Annotated in this window: 19 protein-coding genes; 7 read left to right on the top strand and 12 right to left on the bottom strand. The window is 73.0% G+C overall.

The window, feature by feature from the left end:
- The first annotated feature begins 83 nt into the window (after positions 1 to 83).
- Positions 84 to 254, top strand: a complete 171-nt coding sequence (locus ACIQZN_RS17505) for a hypothetical protein (protein WP_403994015.1) — start codon at positions 84 to 86, stop codon at positions 252 to 254.
- Positions 255 to 291: 37 nt separating this feature from the next.
- Here the strand turns inward: ACIQZN_RS17505 and ACIQZN_RS17500 are convergent, their stop codons facing one another.
- The gene (locus ACIQZN_RS17500; protein ID WP_403994012.1) at positions 292 to 1,935 is read right to left on the bottom strand and encodes a DNA repair helicase XPB; all 1,644 of its coding nucleotides are present in this window, start codon (positions 1,933 to 1,935) and stop codon (positions 292 to 294) included.
- A gap of 349 nt (positions 1,936 to 2,284) precedes the next feature.
- On the opposite strand from ACIQZN_RS17500, the gene ACIQZN_RS17495 reads away from it, so the two are divergent.
- The gene (locus ACIQZN_RS17495) at positions 2,285 to 2,704 is read left to right on the top strand and encodes a hypothetical protein (RefSeq protein ID WP_403994009.1); all 420 of its coding nucleotides are present in this window, start codon (positions 2,285 to 2,287) and stop codon (positions 2,702 to 2,704) included.
- A 4-nt stretch (positions 2,705 to 2,708) separates the two neighbouring features.
- Positions 2,709 to 3,587: a hypothetical protein gene (locus tag ACIQZN_RS17490; protein WP_403994006.1), complete on the top strand. Its 879-nt coding sequence runs from the start codon at positions 2,709 to 2,711 to the stop codon at positions 3,585 to 3,587.
- A gap of 78 nt (positions 3,588 to 3,665) precedes the next feature.
- Here the strand turns inward: ACIQZN_RS17490 and ACIQZN_RS17485 are convergent, their stop codons facing one another.
- Positions 3,666 to 6,110, bottom strand: coding sequence for a helicase C-terminal domain-containing protein (locus tag ACIQZN_RS17485; RefSeq protein ID WP_403994003.1), 2,445 nt, complete (start codon positions 6,108 to 6,110; stop codon positions 3,666 to 3,668).
- Positions 6,111 to 6,195: 85 nt separating this feature from the next.
- On the opposite strand from ACIQZN_RS17485, the gene ACIQZN_RS17480 reads away from it, so the two are divergent.
- Positions 6,196 to 7,263 (top strand): hypothetical protein, encoded by a 1,068-nt coding sequence (locus ACIQZN_RS17480; RefSeq protein ID WP_403994000.1) that lies wholly within the window; start codon positions 6,196 to 6,198, stop codon positions 7,261 to 7,263.
- 129 nt (positions 7,264 to 7,392) lie between these two features.
- The gene (locus tag ACIQZN_RS17475; RefSeq protein WP_403993997.1) at positions 7,393 to 8,019 is read left to right on the top strand and encodes an HAD family hydrolase; all 627 of its coding nucleotides are present in this window, start codon (positions 7,393 to 7,395) and stop codon (positions 8,017 to 8,019) included.
- Here ACIQZN_RS17475 and ACIQZN_RS17470 read toward each other — a convergent pair.
- From ACIQZN_RS17470 to ACIQZN_RS17450, 5 genes are all read right to left on the bottom strand, one after another.
- On the bottom strand, positions 8,016 to 9,362 hold the full coding sequence (locus tag ACIQZN_RS17470; RefSeq protein WP_403993994.1) for a DUF6177 family protein: 1,347 nt from the start codon (positions 9,360 to 9,362) through the stop codon (positions 8,016 to 8,018). The genes ACIQZN_RS17475 and ACIQZN_RS17470 overlap by 4 nt on opposite strands.
- A 36-nt stretch (positions 9,363 to 9,398) precedes the next feature.
- The gene (locus ACIQZN_RS17465; protein ID WP_403993991.1) at positions 9,399 to 10,412 is read right to left on the bottom strand and encodes a hypothetical protein; all 1,014 of its coding nucleotides are present in this window, start codon (positions 10,410 to 10,412) and stop codon (positions 9,399 to 9,401) included.
- On the bottom strand, positions 10,409 to 12,601 hold the full coding sequence (locus ACIQZN_RS17460) for a hypothetical protein (protein ID WP_403993988.1): 2,193 nt from the start codon (positions 12,599 to 12,601) through the stop codon (positions 10,409 to 10,411). Before ACIQZN_RS17460 ends, ACIQZN_RS17465 begins: the two co-directional genes overlap by 4 nt.
- Before the next feature lie 5 nt (positions 12,602 to 12,606).
- Positions 12,607 to 13,005, bottom strand: coding sequence for a DUF6507 family protein (locus ACIQZN_RS17455; protein ID WP_403993985.1), 399 nt, complete (start codon positions 13,003 to 13,005; stop codon positions 12,607 to 12,609).
- 139 nt (positions 13,006 to 13,144) lie between these two features.
- Positions 13,145 to 13,372: a hypothetical protein gene (locus tag ACIQZN_RS17450; RefSeq protein WP_361023249.1), complete on the bottom strand. Its 228-nt coding sequence runs from the start codon at positions 13,370 to 13,372 to the stop codon at positions 13,145 to 13,147.
- A 224-nt stretch (positions 13,373 to 13,596) separates the two neighbouring features.
- On the opposite strand from ACIQZN_RS17450, the gene ACIQZN_RS17445 reads away from it, so the two are divergent.
- A complete protein-coding gene (locus tag ACIQZN_RS17445) occupies positions 13,597 to 13,980 on the top strand; it encodes a cold-shock protein (protein ID WP_311310985.1) in 384 nt (127 codons plus the stop codon).
- 40 nt (positions 13,981 to 14,020) lie between these two features.
- Here the strand turns inward: ACIQZN_RS17445 and ACIQZN_RS17440 are convergent, their stop codons facing one another.
- The 5 genes from ACIQZN_RS17440 to ACIQZN_RS17420 all read right to left on the bottom strand — a co-directional run bounded on the left by ACIQZN_RS17440 (position 14,021) and on the right by ACIQZN_RS17420 (position 17,870).
- The gene (locus tag ACIQZN_RS17440; RefSeq protein ID WP_403993982.1) at positions 14,021 to 14,284 is read right to left on the bottom strand and encodes a hypothetical protein; all 264 of its coding nucleotides are present in this window, start codon (positions 14,282 to 14,284) and stop codon (positions 14,021 to 14,023) included.
- Between the two features lie 104 nt (positions 14,285 to 14,388).
- Positions 14,389 to 15,252: a 1,4-dihydroxy-6-naphthoate synthase gene (locus ACIQZN_RS17435; RefSeq protein WP_403993979.1), complete on the bottom strand. Its 864-nt coding sequence runs from the start codon at positions 15,250 to 15,252 to the stop codon at positions 14,389 to 14,391.
- Positions 15,227 to 15,931, bottom strand: coding sequence for a futalosine hydrolase (locus tag ACIQZN_RS17430; protein WP_403993976.1), 705 nt, complete (start codon positions 15,929 to 15,931; stop codon positions 15,227 to 15,229). The genes ACIQZN_RS17435 and ACIQZN_RS17430 overlap by 26 nt, the downstream gene beginning before the upstream one ends.
- 1 nt (position 15,932) lies before the next feature.
- Complete coding sequence (locus tag ACIQZN_RS17425; RefSeq protein WP_403993974.1) at positions 15,933 to 16,421, bottom strand: DUF2771 domain-containing protein; 489 nt, start codon at positions 16,419 to 16,421, stop codon at positions 15,933 to 15,935.
- Between the two features lie 27 nt (positions 16,422 to 16,448).
- A complete protein-coding gene (locus ACIQZN_RS17420; RefSeq protein WP_403993971.1) occupies positions 16,449 to 17,870 on the bottom strand; it encodes an MFS transporter in 1,422 nt (473 codons plus the stop codon).
- Positions 17,871 to 18,270: 400 nt separating this feature from the next.
- Between ACIQZN_RS17420 and ACIQZN_RS17415 the strand changes: the two genes are divergently transcribed.
- Complete coding sequence (locus ACIQZN_RS17415) at positions 18,271 to 19,182, top strand: DUF3027 domain-containing protein (RefSeq protein ID WP_403993969.1); 912 nt, start codon at positions 18,271 to 18,273, stop codon at positions 19,180 to 19,182.
- The last annotated feature ends 103 nt before the right edge of the window (positions 19,183 to 19,285 follow it).

Here is a 19,285-nt window from a genome sequence, read left to right as displayed (position 1 = left end):
CGACCGGAGGTGTACGGGCGGGGCGTCGCGCTTCCGTCTGCGGGGCGACGCCACGGCGGACCCGTCCGGAGCACCATGGATACATGAGTACCGTCACCCTTGACCCGAGAAGGACCGGCGCCACCGAGGCCCCCGGTCACCCCCACAACCGCGCCTCCGGCGCCCTGCGTGCCGTGAAGGTGTTCGCGCAGGCGGCCTTCGGCGTCGTCGTGCTCGGTGAGTACGCGGAGGAGGCGGGGGTGCGGCGGCGCTGACCGCCGCACCCGTGCCCCTCGCTCAGCTCTCCGACGCTCAGCTCTCCGACAGCAGCTCGTCCGCGTCGACGATGCGGTACGCGTAGCCCTGCTCGGCCAGGAACCGCTGGCGGTGCGCCGCGAAGTCCTGGTCGATCGTGTCGCGCGCGACGACCGAGTAGAACCGCGCCTCGTGCCCGTCGGCCTTCGGCCGCAGCACCCGGCCCAGGCGCTGGGCCTCCTCCTGGCGCGAACCGAAGGTCCCCGACACCTGGATGGCGACCGTCGCCTCCGGCAGGTCGATGGAGAAGTTCGCCACCTTCGACACCACGAGCACGTTCAGCTCGCCCTGGCGGAACGCCTCGAACAGCTTCTCGCGCTGCGCGTTGCTCGTCTCGCCCTTGATCACCGGGGCGTCCAGATGCTCGCCCAGCTCGTCCAGCTGGTCGATGTACTGCCCGATGACGAGGGTCTGCTCGCCCTTGTGCTTGCGCACCAGCGCCTCGGTGACCTTCCGCTTCGTCGCGGTGGTCGCGCAGAACCGGTACTTCTCCTCGGCCTCGGCGGTGGCGTACGCCAGTCGCTCCGAGTCCGTGAGGTTGACCCGGACCTCGACGCAGTCCGCCGGGGCGATGTAGCCCTGCGCCTCGATCTCCTTCCACGGGGCGTCGAACCGCTTGGGGCCGATGAGCGAGAACACGTCCGACTCGCGGCCGTCCTCGCGGACCAGGGTCGCGGTCAGGCCGAGGCGGCGGCGGGCCTGGAGGTCGGCGGTGAACTTGAAGACGGGGGCGGGGAGCAGGTGCACCTCGTCGTAGATCACGAGGCCCCAGTCGCGGGAGTCGAAGAGCTCCAGGTGCGGGTAGACGCCCTTCCGGCGGGTCGTGAGCACCTGGTAGGTGGCGATCGTGACCGGCCGGATCTCCTTCCGCGTCCCGCTGTACTCGCCGATCTCGTCCTCGGTCAGCGAGGTCCGCTTCACCAGCTCGTGCTTCCACTGCCGGGCGGAGACGGTGTTCGTCACGAGGATCAGGGTCGTCGCCTTGGCCTGCGCCATCGCGCCCGCCCCGACGAGGGTCTTGCCGGCGCCGCAGGGCAGCACGACGACGCCGGAGCCGCCGTGCCAGAAGCCGTCGACGGCCTGCTGCTGGTACGGGCGCAGCGCCCAGCCGCTCTCGTCCAGCTCGATCGCGTGCGCCTCGCCGTCCACGTAACCGGCGAGGTCCTCGGCGGGCCAGCCGAGCTTGAGCAGCGTCTGCTTGACCTGGCCGCGCTCGGAGGGGTGCACGGCGACGGTGTCCGGGTCGATCCTGGCCCCGACCAGGGGCTGGACCTTCTTCGACCGGAGGATCTCCTCAAGCACGGGCCGGTCCGTCGTCGTCAGGACGAGCCCGTGCACGGGGTGCTTGGACAGGGTGAGGCGGCCGTAGCGGTCCATCGTCTCGGCGATGTCGACGAGCAGCGCGTGCGGTACGGGGTACCGGGAGTACGTCACGAGCGCGTCCACGACCTGCTCGGCGTCGTGCCCGGCCGCGCGGGCGTTCCACAGCCCGAGCGGGGTCAGCCGGTACGTGTGGATGTGCTCGGGCGCCCGCTCCAGCTCCGCGAACGGCGCGATGGCCCGCCGGCAGGCGTCGGCCTGCTCGTGGTCGACTTCGAGGAGGAGCGTCTTGTCGCTCTGGACGATGAGGGGTCCGCTCACGCGCGTTGGCCCTTCCGGCTCGGGGGAAACCTCCAGTGTGCCGTATCGGGGGGCGGTGTGTCGTGGGCCCGGTCCGGGGGCACCGGTTCCGTCCTCAAGCGCCGGACGGGCTTGATTTTGCGCGGGTGGCCCGTGGGGCGCGGGAAACCCAGCCCGTCCGGCGTTTGAGGACGGAAGCCTTCGCCCCGGTCCGGGGGCACCGGTTCCGTCCTCAAGCGCCGGACGGGCTGGGGTGTGCGCGGGGCCGCATGCGTGTACATGCTCAGGAACACCTCAAATCCCCGGCGCCCCCGTGCCACGGGCGATATACACGTCTTCCCGATGGCTGAGCGAGCGCAGGGAGCGAGCTATGGAACTCGAACTGGCGGCCCTCGCGGGCCAGGCCGCGTCGACCGTGGTGGACGGCCTGGCGACGGCGGGGTGGGAGCGCGCCCGGCAGGCGCTGGCCGATCTCTGGAGCCGGGCGCAGCCCGACCGCGCGGACCGGGTGGCGGCCGATCTCACGGACGCCCGCGCGGACGCGCTCACCGCACGGCGCACCGGTGACGAGGCACTGGAGCAGGGCCTCGTCACCGAGTGGGCGGCGCGGCTGGAACGGCTTCTGGCCGCCCACCCGGAGCTCGTGCCCGAGCTCCGGCGCGTACTGGACGAACTGCGGCCGGCCGGGGCCGAGGACGCGGCTCCGCGCACGGTCACCATGAAGGCGAAGGCGTCCGGCCGCTCCCGCGTCACGATGGCCGGCCGGGACGTCAACATCACGAAGGGGTGATCGTTTGAGTTACGCAGGAGGGGACTCGGACGACGCCGACGACGGCGGCATCCGGATGGACGCCCGGGCGTCCGGGCGGTCCCGGATCACGATGGCCGGCCGGGACATCAGCAGCACCTACTTCGTCAGCGCCTCGTCCGCGGTCCTGGTCGGGCTCGTGGGCATCGCCCTCCTGCTGGGCCTGTGGCAGCCGTGGCAGAAGCATGGCGTGGGCGGCGACGACAAGCCCGCCTCCGTGGTGTCGGAGCCCTCGTCCCGGGCGCACCGGGACCCGCCGCCGGACAGCCGGAACGACGGGGAGAAGCCGGATCCGGACGAGACGACCCCCACGCCGACGCCCACGCCCAGCCCGACCCCCACCCCCACACCGACCCCCACGCCCGACCCGCCGAGCCCCGTCGACCTCGCGTTCGCGTCCGTCCGGGTCGGCACCTGCCTCAACGTGTTCGACGCCGGCTGGGGCAAGCTGAACCACGACCGGCCGGAGGCCGTCGACTGCGCGGCGAGCTTCGCCTTCACGCAGGTGACCATGGTGACCACGTCCGCCGGCAACTGCCCCGAGGGCGGCGGCCGGCACGGCTGGGGACACGTCAACGCCGACGGATCCTCCATCGCCCTCTGCCTGGACCGGCGGTTCGCGGCGGGCCAGTGCTTCCCCGCCTCGCTGACCAAGCAGGCGGACGGGAGCATCAAGGGCACAGGCCATCTGTTCACCGTCTGGGGCTGCGACCAGACGAAGGTTCCGACCGGCCAGAACGCGCTCATGGTCATCACCGCGCTCGTGAGCGACGGCCAGTGCCCCCAGCGCACGGGCCGCAAGACGCTCAACTGGACGGTCTTCAGCGGGTCGCGCACGTTGTGCGCGGTGCTGGTACAGGGGTGACCGCGCCCACGCGTGGGGCCGCCGGCCCGGGCGGCCCGCAGGGCGCGGGCTCACGGGGTCGGGGGCGAGCGGCCCGGCCTACTCCGCCAGTTCCGCCACGCCCGTGATGCGGTGCAGCGGGTACGTGCGGATCTCGTCCGCCGTGTGGTCGTACGCCGTGACGTAACCGCCCTCCACGCGGACCGGGGCGATCACGCGCTGGCTCGCGGCGCCCTCCGCGTTGACGTAGCCGATCCACACCGTGGAGCCGGTCATCGCGGCGGCCTGGACCGTGACCAGGGTCTCCGCGGCGGTGGTGCGGGGCAGCCCGCCCGGCGGGGTCGCGGCGGCGGTGTCCTTCTGGGCGTGGACGACCGTCGCGGCGTCGTCCCCGGCCCGGATCGCCCGGACCGCCGCGCCGAGCAGCGTGGTGTCCGGCACGGGCGGGCCCTCGGGGACGGGGGCCGGCGCGGACCGGGGCGGGGTGCGGTGGGCGCCCGCCCGGGTGATCAGGACGTCGCCGTCGGCGGACTCCGCGGCGGGGGCGTACCCCATCTCGCGCAGCCCGTCGAGCAGGGACGCCGGATCGGCCCGCGCCGCCAGCACCGTCGGGGCGATCCGGCGCAGCCGCAGCGCGGCGGACCGCTTGTCGGCCAGGATCTCGCCGAGGACCGCCTCGTCGTCGCAACGTACGTACGAGGACGCCGCGCCGATCCGGAGGTGCCCGTGGCGGCGGGCCACGTCGTCGATGAGATAGCTCAGCGGCTGCGGCACCGGCGTACGGCTGTGCGTGGCGAGGAAGGAGTGCAGGTCGGCGGCGGTCTGCCCGGCGTCCAGGGCCCGGCGCACGGACCCCGGCGTGAAGCGGTACACCGTCGCCCCGCCCTTGGACTCGACGTCCGCGAGCGTGCCGAGCATGTCGGCCAGCGGGCGTTCCAGCGGACCGGGCGCGACGGCCGTCAGGTCGGCCTGGAGCAGGACGTGGTCCAGCGGCTCCGGCAGCAGCGGGGCGAGCAGCCCGGCGGCCTTCGCGGGCCCCTCGGTGAGCAGGGCGCGGGTCTGGCCGGCGAGCGCGCCGCGCCCCGTGATGCCCAGGAGCTCCGACTCGTTCAGCGTCCACAGGGCGATCCGGGACCGCAGATCCGTGGTCCCCTCGGTGGCGGCGGCCCCGCGCAGCGGCCGCTCCCAGCGGAGCCGGGCGAGCACGGACTCGGGGTCGGGCGCGGTGCCGGCCGGCAGCGCGTCGAGCAGGGCGAGGACCCGGTGGCGTACCTCGGGCGCGGCGGAACGGTCCAGGTCGGGGCCGAGCGCGGACAGCGCCCGCCCCTTCGCGTCCTGGCCGCCGACCAGCCCGGAGGTCCGGGTCGCGGTCAGCCAGGCCGTCGCGAGGGAGACCCACCGCTCCTGCGCGGGCGCCTCCAGCCACTCGTCGGACGCCGGCGTCGGCGCGTACCGCTCGTCCGCCTCGCCGTCGGAGGCCAGCAGCCCGGCCGCGTAAGCGAGCTCCACCCAGAACGCGGCTACCGGCTCCTGGACGTCCAGCGCGGCGGCCGTCTTCCGCAGCTCCCGGACGCTCAGCCCGCCGGCGCGCAGCACGACCGGGCCGCCGCCGTTCCAGTGCTTCAGCAGCTCCTCGACGGTCGTCACCGCCAGGTACGCCTGGCCGGCCGCCGCGCTGTCCACAGCCTGTGGATCGCGTTCGGCGACGGCGGTCACGACCGGAGGGCGGGGCTCCGGCGTCCGGTGGGCGCGCCCGGCCCGCAGATGCAGCGCCGCCTCGCGCGGCAGCACGACGGTCCGGGTCGAGACGGGCAGCAGCAGCCCCCGGTCGCGCAGCCACTTCACGGGCGGCGTGGGGTTCGGCGTGACCTCCCCGTACGGCGGCCCCCACACCAGCCGGTCCAGGACGGCCAGGGCCTCCATGGGCGCGGTGTCCAGCAGCTCGCCCATCCGGGCCCGGTCGGTGAACAGCCCGGTCAGGGCCGCCACCGCGGACACCGGGTCGTGCGTGGCGGGCAGCCCGGCGGCGGCCAGGATCTCCTGGAGCCGACCGGGCGACATCCCGGCGGTGGCCTCGGCGACGGTCGGCCCGAGACCAGTCGGGGAGGGGTGCTGCGGCGACGGCGACAGCAGCTCCCGCGCCGTGCGTACGAGCCGGAGCCGGTCGTCGTCGCCCCACACGAGCGCCTGCTCCCGCAGGACCCCGAGCGCGCCGGGCAGCGCCGCCACGATCGCGGCGCCCACGTCGTCGCGCTGCTCGCCGTCGTCCTGCCCGTCGCCGGTCAGCAGCCCGAGCAGCGTCCCGTACGGTGCCGGGTCGGGCGCGACCGCGAGTGCCTCGGCGGCCTGGAGGGCGAACCGGTCCAGGCGTTCCAGGGCGCGTACGACGGAGGCGCGGGTGCCCGCGCGCGTGGCGAGCTGCGTGATGTCGCCCGGCACGGGGGAGAGGAGATCGGGCCGCGCCCGCAGCAGCCCGGCCAGTGACTCGTCGTCCCGGGCGCGCAGCGCCTCGGCGAGCGTCCGCGGTGGTGTGGTCGTCCCCATCCGTCCCACGGTAGCCGCTCCGGACAGCCCTGAGGGCGCTACCGTCGGTGCAGGCCGGTGGCGGGGAACCGAGGGGAAGCGACGCGTGGGGATCGAGAGCGACCAGCTCGTCTACGACTACCTGAGCCGGGTCGGCGACCTGGCCCAGCAGCAACAGTTGCCGTCGGGCGCCCGAATGCGCCTCGTCGCGGAGCTCCGCACGGAAATCGACCGCCGCCGCGAGGCGCAGCGCGCCCACACCCCCGGCCAGGTCCGCCGCATCATCGGCACGCTCGGCACGCCCGACGAACTGGTGGCGGCAGCGGCGAGGACGGGGGCGTCGGTCCCCCCGAACCCCCCGGAAATCCCTGAACCGCGCCGCGCGAGTCTTCCTGACGGTGAGCGGCCCGGGGCCCCGCGCCGCGCGGGCAAGGGGGCCTTCTCCCGGCGCCGGGCGGACCGGGACGCCGAGGCCCCCGACGCCTCCGTCCCGCCCCAGGCGGACCCGGACGCCTACGCGCCGCACCGGTCGGGCATGGACGAGCTCGGCCCGGACGCCGGCGACGGCGACTGGTGGCGGGACGAACCCGGGCCGTTCGGTGAGACCGGGCCCGGTGCGTTCGGGCCGGGGACGGAGGTGCCGGGGTTCCGGGGCGGCGTCGAGATTCCGGCGCTGCTGCGGCCGCCGGAGGCGGAGGAGGAGCCGGACGAGGAAGCGGAAGCGGAAGCGGAGGACGAGGCCCCGGAAGAGGAGGAGCCGGAGGCGCCTCCGGAGAAGGCCCGCCGCCGGTTCCGCCGCGCCCGCCCGGCCCCGGCACCCCCCGAGGCGACCCCCCGCCGTGGCTTCGGCCACCCCGTGCTGCTGCTGGCGGCGGCGCTCCTCGTGGTGGGCGCGGTGATGGGCTCCCTGCTGGCCCTGGCCGGCGGCTGGCTGCTCGCGTACAGCTCCCGCAAACTGTCCCGCGCGGAAGCGAAGTGGGCAGCGATGGGCCTCCCCGGCGCGGTCGCGGCGGCCGCCCTGGTCTGGCTCTGGGGCCGCATGGACGGCCGCTGGGGCACGCCGATCCCGGAACACGGCATGAAGGACGCGCTGGGCGACGTATGGCCGATCACGGTACGCACGGCAGCGGTGGCGTCGGCGCTGTTCCTGCTGTGGAGGGCAAGGCGAAGGTAGAAGAGAGGGCCCACGCCCCCTCAAGCCCGTCCGGCGTTTGAGGACGGAACCCCGCGCCCGGCCCCCGTCGCAAGTGGCGCGCCTGAAACCCCACCCCCCGGCCGAAGGCCGGCCCGGCACAATGGATCCATGACCCCCTCACCCCTCACGGTCGGCTTCGACCTGGACATGACGCTCATCGACTCCCGCCCCGGCATCAAGGCCGCCTTCCTGGTGCTCGCTGCCGAGACCGGCGTCACGATCGACACCGACCTGGTGGTTAGCCGCCTGGGCCCGCCGCTGGAGCAGGAGATCGCGCACTGGTTCCCGGCCGACGAGGTGTCCGCGACGGCAGCCCGGTACCGCGAGATATACCCCTCGTACGCGATCACCCCGGCCCTCGCCATGCCGGGCGCGCGGGAGTCGGTCGAGGCGATCCGCAAGCTCGGCGGCCGGACGATCGTGGTCACCGCCAAGTACGAACCCAACGCCAAGCTGCACCTGGCGCACCTCGGCATCGAACCGGACGTCGTTGTGGGCGACCTCTGGGCCGAGCAGAAGGCGGTGGCGCTTCGGGAGCACGGCGCCACGGTCTACGTGGGCGACCACGTCGGCGACGTGCGTGGAGCCCGGGCCGCTGACGCCGTCTCGGTGGCTGTCGCGACGGGCCCGTGCGACGCCGACGAACTGCGGGCCGCAGGCGCACACACCGTCCTCGCCTCGCTCACCGAACTCCCCGCCTGGCTCGACGCGTACGCGAAGCGCACGGGGTCCTAACCACCGTCCCCGAGCACGAAGTGCAGGCCGGGCCGGACGGCCGGCCCCAGACGCTGGGGCGGAACACCGGCGACCGCTTTCCGGGCGCTGTTGATACCGAGATCGGCGACGGCGTCGGGTCCCAGGGTGAAGGAGAAGGGCACCGGAGGCGGTTCGTACCGGGCCGCGGTGCTCAGGTCGGCCCGGGCGGAACGCAGTTGAGTCACCATGGTCGCGAGGCCGTGCTTCGTGGCCAGGGACGCCGCGAGGTCCGGCACGAGATCCAGCGGCATGTCGTGGCCGGGCCCGTAGCCGAGGACGATCGTCGTGCGCTCCTCGACGCCGGCAGCGGTGTGCGACACCCGTACGGTAGCGATCGAGGGGTGGTCGGAGCCGCCGACCGCGACCACCCAGGTCGGCAAGGACTGCCGGGCGCGCCCGCGGGCCAGTTCGGTCAGTTGCCGAGGCGACCACGGCACGTTGACAGGCTCGGCGGTGGACCACCCGGCGGGCGGCGCACCTGTGAGCGTGCGCCAGGCCCGTTCCAGGGCGCCGCCGAGGGTGAGACGGTCGTCGGGCGGATGAATCGTGCGGAGGGAGAGGGTCAGCTGCCGCTCCCCCTCGGTCCCGGCAGGCTGCCGGAACGCGTTTGCGATCCGTGGCGCGCCGTCGTCGGCGGTGGCGGCGGCGAAGCGCCCGTCGTGCCAGTCGAGTACAGCCCCGGAGAGGCCGTCGTAGTAGCCGCACGCCAGGTCCCGGACGACCCAGCGCGACGGCAGCCCGTCGAGCAGGGTGTGAACGGGGAACGTGAGCCGGGTGCCGGGCGGAGTGACGAGTTGCAGCTCGCGTCCGGTGCGTACGGCGTTACGGGCGACATCGGTCAGCCATGTGGTCGCGGCCACGACGGGGCGTCCCTGGATGACGACGGCCGCCCTGTCGGTGAGCACGTCGACGCCGGGCGGAGCCGTATCGCCGCGAACATCCGCGAGGTCGGGCACCACATCAGTGTGCCCGGCCGCGGGTGGCCAGACGGCGCCCCCGAGCACCGCTGCCAGCCGCCCCGCGATGGACCCCGCGAGCCGTGCGGCCTCCTCGTTCGCGCTGGTCGCCCGCGCCTCGGTCCACCACACGGGCGACGCGTCCCAGACGCCGTTGCCGAGCAATCTCTCGACTTCGCCGGGCACTTGGAGGTACCGGGGCGCTTCGAGCGAGACCAGCGTCTGCCCGGAGTCCGTGCACAACCGTGCGACGGCGCCGTCCCCCGCCTCGTCCACCCGCAGATCGGGCCCGCCGGCGTGCAGCCCGGCCAGCAGCGTCCTGGTGTCGGGCATTCGGGGGGTGAGGGCGATGACGTCCTGGGTCATGCTGCTCCGTCAGGTGAGGATGGTGCGCGATGCGGGTCAGTACCGGCCGGACAACTCCTCCAGGGCGTCCAGGGTCGGCGCTTCCTCGGGAGCATCCTGGGCGATGACACCGGCCTCCGGCCGTTCCGGGCGCCGGATCCCACGCAGTGCCGCGAGCGGGGTGAGCCCGCTCCGACGGGCTTCCCTGAGGGCCGTCAGCCAGGCCGCCCCGGCGTCGAATGCCGCGTCGCCGACGGCGGTACGGGGCACGTACCCGGCGGCGGAATCGTCGACGGCCGCCCAGACGAATCCCACGGTCCGGTCGTCCCGCCGAACCGCGAGGTACCGGACGGGACCGTCGGCGATCTGCTCGTAGTCGTCCTCGGACCGGGGCAGGCGGGAGTCGAGCAGCCGTGTGCGGTCGAGCGTCTCGAAGGTCCCCCAGGCATCGTCGTAGGCGGGACCTTCGGCCCGTACGTCCCTGAATCCGCTCGTGCTCGGTGCCGCGTACCGATTCTCCTCACCCGGTTCGGGCGGGCCGCCCAGCAGCGCCGAGATGCCGTCGAGCGCGGCGGCGAGCCGGGGTGCGTTCAACGCGTACACCTCGGGCTGTTCCCGGCCGCGGGTGTCCATCGTCAGCCAGGCATCGGAGTACGTCTCCAGCGTCGTGACCAGCAGGGTGCCGCCCCACACCTCCACCTGAACGGCGAACAGCCTTTCGGCACGGTGGGAGCCCCCGGGCTCCAGCCACGTGCCGGGGCACTCGACACGAATGACGACGACGAGGTCCCCTTCCAGCGCGTCCGCCTCCCGCACCGCCCGAGCGAAGGGCGAAGCCGGTGCCCATGGCGGCGCTCCGAGGCCCAGCCCGCTCAGCTCCATCCGGATGTCCCGCGGGTTGCTCCGGCCGGAGACCCGCAGAGCAGCCGTCCCGCCCGATACGGCGAGGCCCTGGTCCGCCAGCCGGCCCCACAGTCCCGCCGCAGTCCGTGCGGCATCGCTGGGGCGGAATTCGTCACTGTTCGTGGAGAGTTCCCACACCCACTCGCCGACAGGGGTCGAGGTGATCACAACATGTCCTTGGGGTCGGTGCGACTGCCCGGCGGAATGACGAGACTGCCGTCCTCCAGCCGGATGACAAACGTGATGCCTGTGCCCTTGCGTCCCCGCGCGCCGTTGTGGATGGCCAGGAGCTCATCGTAGGAGCCGTTGGTCATCCAGTCCCGCACGGTTCCCCGCCCTCCGTCCACGAGCATCACGGAGTGGTCTGCGTCGGCGATGGCCAACTGCAACAAGTACTTGCCCCGCGTGATCTCGCTGACCGGGTCCTGCGGATCGTTGAGGTGCTTCATCTGGTACGCGTACACATCACCGGATTCGTCCCTGATACGGATGTCCACATCGGCGCCGACGGGCACCTTCTGTTCGAAGTCGATGGCGTGCGCCGGGACACCGCTCTCCACCAGCTTGTCCGCGAAGATCAACTGGTCGGCGGACGGCTGGAACATGTGTGCCTTGTTCGCTCCCAGAGCGGAGACGACCTGGCCGTACTCATCGGCCTGATTGAACCGGCCCGAAGCGATGATGTCGGCGACGCGCTGCCCATCCGGTTCAGAAGCGAGCCGCTCCAGAACCCGTTCCAGCACATTCGGCTTGGGGCGCTTCTTTCCCGGAACGCTCTGCACGGCGTCGCGGATGCGTTGTTCCGTTTCGCTGCCGCGGATGAGGGGACCGCTCTCGGGTAGGGGGCTGTGGGGTGCGCCGGAGACGCTTCCGCCGGAACCTCCCGAACCACCGTCGGGGCCACGGCCGGTGTCGCCGTCTCCGCTCGTCCCCTCGCCTTCGGGTGCGTCCCCCCGTCCGTGCACCGCGTCATCGCGGTGCACGCCATGATGTCCCTCGCCACCGGGGTGCGGGGCCGCGTTCTCGTGCACGTGTGCCGCGGGGGCCTCCGCTTGTGCGCCGGCGCCGACCGGCTGCCGTTCCGCTTCGCCCCTCCGCTCCGCCGACGGCTCGTGCCTCGCCGGTTCCAGGTGGGGGTTGCCCTCGCGGTCGAGGGGGATGAAGGTGCCGTCCTTGTCGATGCGGTAGCGGTGGTCGAGGTCCAGGACGCCGTCGGGGAAACGTGAGGCCGGGATACGGAGGTGGTCGCTGACGTTGGCGAGGACCTGGGAGACCTTGGGCAGGTCCGACAGGGCCTTGGCCGCCTTGAACGCGCCGCTGAGCGGGTCCAGGGCGTCGCCGATCCGAGCCACGGTGCCCGCTGCCTTCGCGAACGATCCGCCCTTGCCGAGCTTGGCGGCGACTCCCAACGGGCCCGCGAAGAGAGTGAGCAGGTTGAACGAGACGATGGCGTGGCCCCGGGCCGGGTCCTCCGGCGTGACGTCGTACGCGACGAGCTGCTTGGCGAACTCCTTCGCGTACGCCTCGCTCTCCCGCTGCCAGTCCGACAGGTGCTCGCCCTGGCCCAGGGCGTCCATGCCGTACGCGTACCCGCCGACGGCTGTCCGGCGTAAGCCGTCCCACGCCGCGTCGCGGTCCTTCTCCCCGTGGAAGCCCGCCAGCGTGCCCAGGCCGTCGATGCCGCCCCAGATGCTGTCCTTGACGAGGCCGTCCCAGGCCCAGCTCTTGGCCCCGTGGCCCCACCAGCCGAGGCTCCAGCGCTCGTACGTACGGTCCTCGGGGCTGCCCCACGGCAGGTTCTTCATCCCCGCGAGCAGGTCCTCGGACGGGCCATACGCACGGGGCCCGTGGGAGCCGTCGTCGGCGGTCCAACGGGGCCTGGACATGGCCGGGCTGATCGCCTCGATCACGTTCGCGGCTTTGCGTTCCGCCTCGTGGAAGCCGTCCTGAGCCGTGGCCACGTCGTCCATCAGGGCCTGGTGCTCGTCGAGCTTCTTCTGGTCCTCGGTCCAGTCGTCGTCGCCCTCGACGCCGTGGACGAAGTCGATCGCGTCCAGCTTCAGCTGCTTGAGCCGGTCCGCGTGCGGCTTGGCCTCGTGGATGAAGGTGTCCAGGGCGTCGGCCAGCGACTCGATGTCCGTGGCGAACTCCTCCGCCGTGTCCATCACCGGCTGGGTGGAGGAGAACAGCCGGTCTGCCTCGGGCGCCTTGTAGTAACCGGCCGTCGCCTGGAAGCGGGAGTGGACGTCCTTGCCGCTGGTACGGATGCCGACGGCGTGCGTACGGAGACTGGACGCGGCCTTCTCCAACTGGGCGAAGTCGCCGGTGTATTGCGGGATGCCACCGGGCTGGATCACGGCGGCTACTTCCCTTCCCGCTCGCCGGACGGCTTCCCGGCCGCTCTGAGCTCCGCGGGCGTGGGGGCCTTGGCCGCCTCGCGCTGGGCCCGGGCCGCCATGGCGAGGTCGCCCTCGATGTACTCGGTGGTCGCCTTGACCGTGCCGTCCATCGACTTCTTGGCCCGGGCCGCCATGAACGTGATCTTGTGCTGTGTGTCGGTCACGAAGTTGACGACGGCGGCCCCCACCGGACCCGACGGCGCCTCACCGCAGTAGGGCCCGCTGATCGTCCCCGCGGACACCGCCGCGTCCTCGACGCTCCTGCCGTAGCCCCGGACGTCTTTGCTCAAGTCCTTGGCGGCGAGCCCGACCAGGGACAGGATCGACTCCACCCCGCCCGGATCGATGTCCCATCCCGTCATGGCGCCCCCCGCCCGGATCGATGTCCCATCCCGTCATGGCGCCCCCCGGCACGGCTCTGTATGGAGCTTCATCTCTACCAAGGGGAACGTTGCAAGTGCAACGCATTTCTGGCCAAAGACCGGCCTACGGGTCCCGGTGCTACCGCTCTGTCCGCGACCCCGCCCGCGCCGAGCGGATGACGCCTGCCGCGGCGATCAGGAAGCCGATGCCCATCAGCATGCAGAGGGACCAGGCGATGGACGGCAGCGGATGGGTGCCGAGGAAGAGCGGGGCCATGGTGGCGAGGGTGGAGAGGGCGCCGATGAAGAAGACGATCGCGCCGATCCGGACCAGCCGGTCGCCCGCGCCGGAAGATGAGGTACTCACACCGTCAGGGTAGTTCCCGGACGCCGCGGAACCGTGTCCGGGTGGAGGGCGGAACCGTGTCCGGGTGAAGCAGGTGCCGTTTCCGGACACAGTCCGGATGACCAGGCTTGACGAGGGGTACTTCACCTGTGGAGGCTTCAGCCAGCAGGGGAGCACGACCACAGGACGGCCTGACCTGCTGAGGGCATTCGTTCCGGCATACGGGTTGAGATGGGGTGCGTGCTTTGCCGACTGGCAAGGTCAAGTGGTTCAACAGCGAGAAGGGCTTCGGCTTCCTCTCCCGCGACGACGGCAGCGACGTCTTCGTGCACTCGTCCGTGCTCCCGGCCGGGGTCGACGCTCTCAAGCCCGGTCAGCGCGTCGAGTTCGGCGTGGTCGCCGGACAGCGTGGTGACCAGGCGCTCTCCGTGGCGATCCTCGACCCGACCCCGTCCGTCGCGGCCGCCCAGCGCCGCAAGCCGGACGAGCTGGCGTCGATCGTCCAGGACCTGACGACCGTCCTGGAGAACATCACCCCGATGCTGGAGCGCGGCCGCTACCCCGACAAGGCGGCGGGGGCCAAGATCGCCGGCCTGCTGAGAGCGGTCGCGGACCAGCTGGACGTGTAGCCGCGATGGGGGCGCCCCCGGCCGGGGCGCCCACGACGCACTAGTTCCCGGGCGCCATGGTCGGCATTCCCTCGACCGGGACCCCCTCCTCGACCACCGCGAAGGACGCCTCGACCTCGCACCCCTCCGGCATCTTGTCGACGGGGACCGCGCACTTCGACGGGTCGATCGCGGGCCGGCTCCGGGCCGCCTGCTCGGCGTTCTCGGACGACGGCGTGCTGTCCGACGCGGTCGAGCAGGCGGTCGAGCCCAGCAGAGTGAGCAGGACGACGGCCGCGGAGGCCGCGGTGGTGCGGACGCGCATGGAAACCCCCCAGGGTTGATGTGCCGGGCTCGGATGCGCCGGCCGGTCCACCATGTCACCGCGCACCCCGTCTGTGGCGCGCGGAATGCGGGGGAAGTGTGCGCTCAGCCGAACGACAGCGCGTCCGGGGCCAGGGCCGGGACCAGGCCCTCCGCCGCCGCGCGGGTCAGCAGGCCGCGGACCGCCGCGTAGCCGTCCTCGCCCAGGTCCGCGGTGAACTCGTTCACGTACAGGCCGATGTGCTGGTCCGCGACGGACGGGTCCATCTCCTGGGCGTGCGCGAGGACGTACGGGCGGGAGGTCTCCGGGTCGTCCCAGGCCATGCGGACCGAGGTGCGGGCGGACTCGGCGAGGAGCTTCAGCGTGTCCGCGCCCAGCGAGCGCTTGGCGATGATCGCGCCGAGCGGGATCGGCAGGCCGGTGGTGTCCTCCCAGTGCCGGCCCATGTCGGCCAGGTTGTGCAGGCCGTAGTTCTGGTACGTGAAGCGCGCCTCGTGGATGACCAGACCGGCGTCCACCTTGCCGTCCCGGACCGCCGGCATGATCTCGTCGAACGGCATGACGACGATCTCGCCCACCCCGCCCGGGACCACCTCGGCCGCCCACAGGCGGAACAGCAGGTACGCCGTCGAGCGCTCGCTCGGTACAGCGACCGTCTTCCCGGTCAGGTCGGTGCCCGCCTCGCGGGTGAGGACGAGCGGGCCGCAGCCCCGGCCCAGCGCCCCGCCGCACGGCAGCAGCGCGTACTCCTCCAGGACCCAGGGCAGCACCGCGTACGACACCTTGAGCACGTCCAGCTCGCCGCGCTCCGCCATGCCGTTGGTGAGGTCGATGTCCGCGAACGTGACGTCCAGCTCGGGTGCGCCGGGGACCCTGCCGTGCGCCCAGGCGTCGAAGACGAACGTGTCGTTCGGGCAGGGCGAGAAGGCGATGCGCAGCGCGTCAGTCTGCGGGGTCGTCTCGGTCATGGCGGGTCCAGCCTTCCAGTACGGGTATGAGCTTCCCGAACGCCCCGGTCAGCGCGGTCAGCGCGTCGCCGATGCGCCAGGCGTCGCGGTCGCGCGGGCCGACGGTGTTCGACACGGCCCTGATCTCCAGGACCGGTGCGCCGGCGAGGTCCGCCGCCTCCGCGACCCCGAAGCCCTCCATGGCCTCGGCGACGGCGTTCGGGTGGGCGGCCAGCAGGGCGGCGGTGCGCTCCGCCGTGCCGGTGACGGTGGAGACGGTGAGGATGTCGCCGGCCGTCGCCCCGGTCGCCCCGGCGGCGGCGCGGACGAGGGAGCGGGGCGGGAGGTGCCAGGTCCGGCCGAAGCCGAGCCCGGTCACCGGGACGAAGCCGTCCGGCGTGTCGGCGCCCAGGTCCGCCGCGCCGATGCGGCGGGACACGGCCAGCGAACCGACCGGGGCGACCGGCGCGAAGCCGCCGCCGATGCCCGCCGAGATCACCAGGTCGTAGCGGTCCGCCGCCAGCGCGAACGCCGTCGACGCCGCCGCGGCCGCCGGGCCCGCGCCGCCCGCGAGCACGTCCAGCGGGCCGGTGCGGTGGATCTCCGCACCGCGGATCACGTGGACCGCCGGCTCGTCCCCGTACGCACGCGTGACCGCGTCCCGTTCCACCGGGACCGCGGTCACGACGAGTACACGCACGTCAGTCGGTCTTCTCCAGCTTGAAGCTCCAGATGCCGATCACCTTCGCGCCCTTGTTCTCCACGATGCTGATCTGCGTCTCCTTCGGGGCGGGCTCCCCGGTCTGGCTCTGGCTGGAGAAGAAGGCGCTGCCCGAGATGGACCGGTAGGTCTTCTTGGACGGCTCCGGCTCGCCGCGCTGCCCCTCCAGGAAGAGGGTCCAGCCGTTGTCCGCGATCTCCGGGTCGACACCGAAGTGGACCGTGTCGGTCATGGAGACCTTGACGGTCTTCTCCGCCTCCTTGTTGAGGCACTTCTGGGCCTCGGAGTTCGAGAGACCCTTGCCGTCGTCGTAGCAGACGGCCTCGGAGCTCACCGAGTTGTCGCCGACCGTCACGGTGGCGAGCGGCGTCGGCTTGTCGCAGGCGGAGAGGACGAGGAGTCCCGCGGACACGGCACCAAGAGCGACGCCGATTCGACGGCCCTTACCGGAGAAGAACGCAACGGTCATGGGCCGAAGGCTATCGGTCGCTCCCGCTCACGCCACGCGGGGGTGCGGCGAGCCGCGCCGCGCGGCACCCAGCAGCCCCCGTACGGAGGCGGCCGCGCCGAGCGCCAGCAGCCCGGCGGCGACGGACATGCCCAGTACGCCGTTGAGGGGGAGGGCGATGCCGATCGCGCCGCCCACCACCCAGGCCATCTGGAGCGCCGTCTCGGAGCGGGCGAACGCGGACGTCCGCACCTCCTCCGGCACATCGCGCTGGATCATCGCGTCCAGCGACAGCTTCGACAGCGCCTGCGTCAGGCCCGCCGTCGCGGCGAGCGCGGCGACCATGACCGTGGAGAAGAAGACGGCCGCCAGGATCGCCACGCCCAGGGCCAGGCCCAGCACCGAGGCGACGATGATCTCCGGGCCGCGCGCCCGCAGCCAGGAGCCCACCGCCGTGCCCAGCGCGTTGCCGACGCCCGCCGCCACGCCGACGATGCCCAGCGAGATCGCGGCGCTCTGGCCGGCGAGCGGGTGCTCGCGCAGCAGGAACGCCAGGAAGAAGATCAGGAACCCGGAGAGCGCGCGGTGCGCCGCGTTGGCCTGGAGGCCGTGCAGTACGGACGGGCCGACCGACCGCAGGCCGGGGCGCCGCTCGCGGCCCTTGGCGCCGGCCTTGGTCCCGGTCTTGTTTCCGGGCTTCGTGGAGGACGGCCGCGGCTCGCTCCCGCCGTGCGGCGGTACGAGCTGCGCCCGGCTCTCGCCCTTCGCCGAGTCCACCTTCGGCGGCAGCGTGAACGCCAGGATCCCGCCACCGACGAAGATCGCGCACGCGCCGTACAGCGGCCACTGCGGGCCGATCGTCTGGAGCCCCGCCCCCACCGGCGCGGCGGCCCCGGTGGCCAGCAGCCCGGCGAGGGTCACCCGTGAGTTGGCCTTCACCAGTGAGAACTTCGGTGGCAGCAGACGCGGTACGACGGCGCTGCGCACCACTCCGTACGCCTTCGAGCAGACCAGTACGCCGAGCGCCGCCGGGTACAGCTCCAGGTCGCCGGTGGCGACCGCGCCGGACATGGTCAGCGCCAGCACCGCCCGCGCCAGCATGGAACCGGCCATCGCGGCCCGGCGGCCGTGCGGCAGGCGGTCCAGGAGCGGGCCGATGACCGGGGCGAGCAGGATGAACGGCGCCATCGTCACCGCGAGGTACAGCGCGACCCGGCCGCGCGCCTGGTCGGTCGGTACGGAGAAGAAGACGGTGGACGCGAGCGCGACGGTGATCATCACATCGCCCGCGCCGTTCACCGCGTGCAGCTCGATCAGCTTGCCGAGGCCGCTCTCGCCGGCGCCGTGCGCGTGGGTCGCCTTGCGGATGCCGCGGGCGGTGCCGGTGAAGGGGACGCGCAGGGCATGACCGATCGACCGGCCCGCACTGCGGAGCGGGCCGGGACCGTCATGCGACCTGGCTGAAGCCACTTGGTCATAGTGCCCCAGGAGTGTGTGATGCGAACCGGCTTCCTGGCGGGGCGCGGTCGGGACCGCCCCGTCGGGTCAGTGCCGGGGCGGGGCGCGGGGCGCGCCGGAGGCGCGAAACGGTCGGGCCCGGGGTGGCGGAAACGGCGGCGTTTCGGACGGCAGGTGGGCGGGGAGCGGCGGAGAGGGTAGCGTGCGTAGCGCGCCACCGGCGGTTGTTCTCGGCCGCGCGCCTCTCGGCGATCCCGCAGAATGGATTGCGGAAGGCGTGCCCGAGGTTGGCTCAACGGGTGTGGACGTCGACGCGGCCCCAAGGTCCGCTCCGTCCGCGACCGTATGGCCGAAATCGATGGTCGATGTGCTGGCGCGCTCGTGAGACTGGCGTAGGAGAGAAGCGAGACCTGTGAGTGCTGCGACGACGCGAGGCCGTACGGCCCGTACCGCCCGTACCCCCGCTCCCGACCGACTGTGCGCCGAGGCGGTAGACCTCGCCCGCGCGGCGGCGGAGGAGGCGGCCGCGCCGGGGATCGTGGGTGAGCATGTGGCGGTGGTCTCCGAGGGGGACCGGGTCGTCACGCATTACTTCGAGTGCAAGGACCCCGGCTACCGGGGCTGGCGCTGGGCCGTGACGGTCGCCCGGGCCTCCCGCGCGAAGAACGTGACGCTGGACGAGACGGTGCTGCTGCCGGGCTCCGACGCGCTGCTCGCGCCGGAGTGGGTGCCGTGGAGCGAGCGGCTGCGGCCGGGGGACATGGGGCCCGGGGACCTGCTGCCGACCGAGGCGGACGACCTCCGCCTTGAGCCCGGGTACACCGGTGCGGACGAGGTCCCGCCGAACTCGGCGGTCGCCGCGGTCACCGGTGAGCTGGCCGACATCGTCGACGTGGAGGACGCGGAGCTGACGACGCGCCCGGAGCCGCCGCGGCGCGGATCGATCGCGGCGGTGGCGGACGAGCTGGGCGTGCGGCGGGCGCGGGTGCTTTCGCGTTACGGGCTGCACTCGGCGGCGGACCGCTGGGACGAGGAGTTCGGCCCGAAGACCCCGATGGCGCAGGCCGCGCCGGCGTCGTGTGTCTCCTGCGCCTTCCTGATGCCGCTGGCGGGCTCGCTGCGGCAGGCGTTCGGGGTGTGCGCGAACGAGTTCGGTCCGGCGGACGGGCATGTGGTGTCGCTGTCGTACGGGTGTGGGGGGCACTCGGAGGCGGCGGTCATGCCGAAGCCGCCTGCGGCGGTGCCGCATCGGTTGGACACGGTGCGGGTGGATGAGTATCCGTTGCACGATTCGGCTTCGCCGGAGGACCTGGGCCACGCGTAGGCGGGGCGCGGGTTGCCCCGGCGAACCGGTTCCGTCCTCAAACGCCGGACGGGCTTGGGGGTGCGGACAGGCTTGGGTGATCCGGGTTGGTTCGGGGGTCCTC

Origin of the sequence: Streptomyces sp. NPDC097595, from assembly GCF_044761525.1 — a bacterium.
GTDB classification, from domain to species: Bacteria; Actinomycetota; Actinomycetes; order Streptomycetales; family Streptomycetaceae; genus Streptomyces; species Streptomyces drozdowiczii_A.
Note: the sequence above shows the minus strand (reverse complement) of the source record. Positions and strands in the feature narration are given on the sequence as shown.

Excerpts from the sequence above, each read along its gene's own strand:
- ACIQZN_RS17505 (WP_403994015.1), top strand. The coding sequence starts at position 84 with ATGAGTACCGTCACCCTTGACCCGAGAAGGACCGGCGCCACCGAGGCC.
- ACIQZN_RS17495 (WP_403994009.1), top strand. The coding sequence starts at position 2,285 with ATGGAACTCGAACTGGCGGCCCTCGCGGGCCAGGCCGCGTCGACCGTG.
- ACIQZN_RS17485 (WP_403994003.1), bottom strand. The coding sequence starts at position 6,110 with ATGGGGACGACCACACCACCGCGGACGCTCGCCGAGGCGCTGCGCGCC.
- ACIQZN_RS17475 (WP_403993997.1), top strand. The coding sequence starts at position 7,393 with ATGACCCCCTCACCCCTCACGGTCGGCTTCGACCTGGACATGACGCTC.
- ACIQZN_RS17470 (WP_403993994.1), bottom strand. The coding sequence starts at position 9,362 with ATGACCCAGGACGTCATCGCCCTCACCCCCCGAATGCCCGACACCAGG.
- ACIQZN_RS17455 (WP_403993985.1), bottom strand. The coding sequence starts at position 13,005 with ATGACGGGATGGGACATCGATCCGGGCGGGGTGGAGTCGATCCTGTCC.
- ACIQZN_RS17440 (WP_403993982.1), bottom strand. The coding sequence starts at position 14,284 with ATGCGCGTCCGCACCACCGCGGCCTCCGCGGCCGTCGTCCTGCTCACT.
- ACIQZN_RS17435 (WP_403993979.1), bottom strand. The coding sequence starts at position 15,252 with ATGACCGAGACGACCCCGCAGACTGACGCGCTGCGCATCGCCTTCTCG.
- ACIQZN_RS17425 (WP_403993974.1), bottom strand. The coding sequence starts at position 16,421 with ATGACCGTTGCGTTCTTCTCCGGTAAGGGCCGTCGAATCGGCGTCGCT.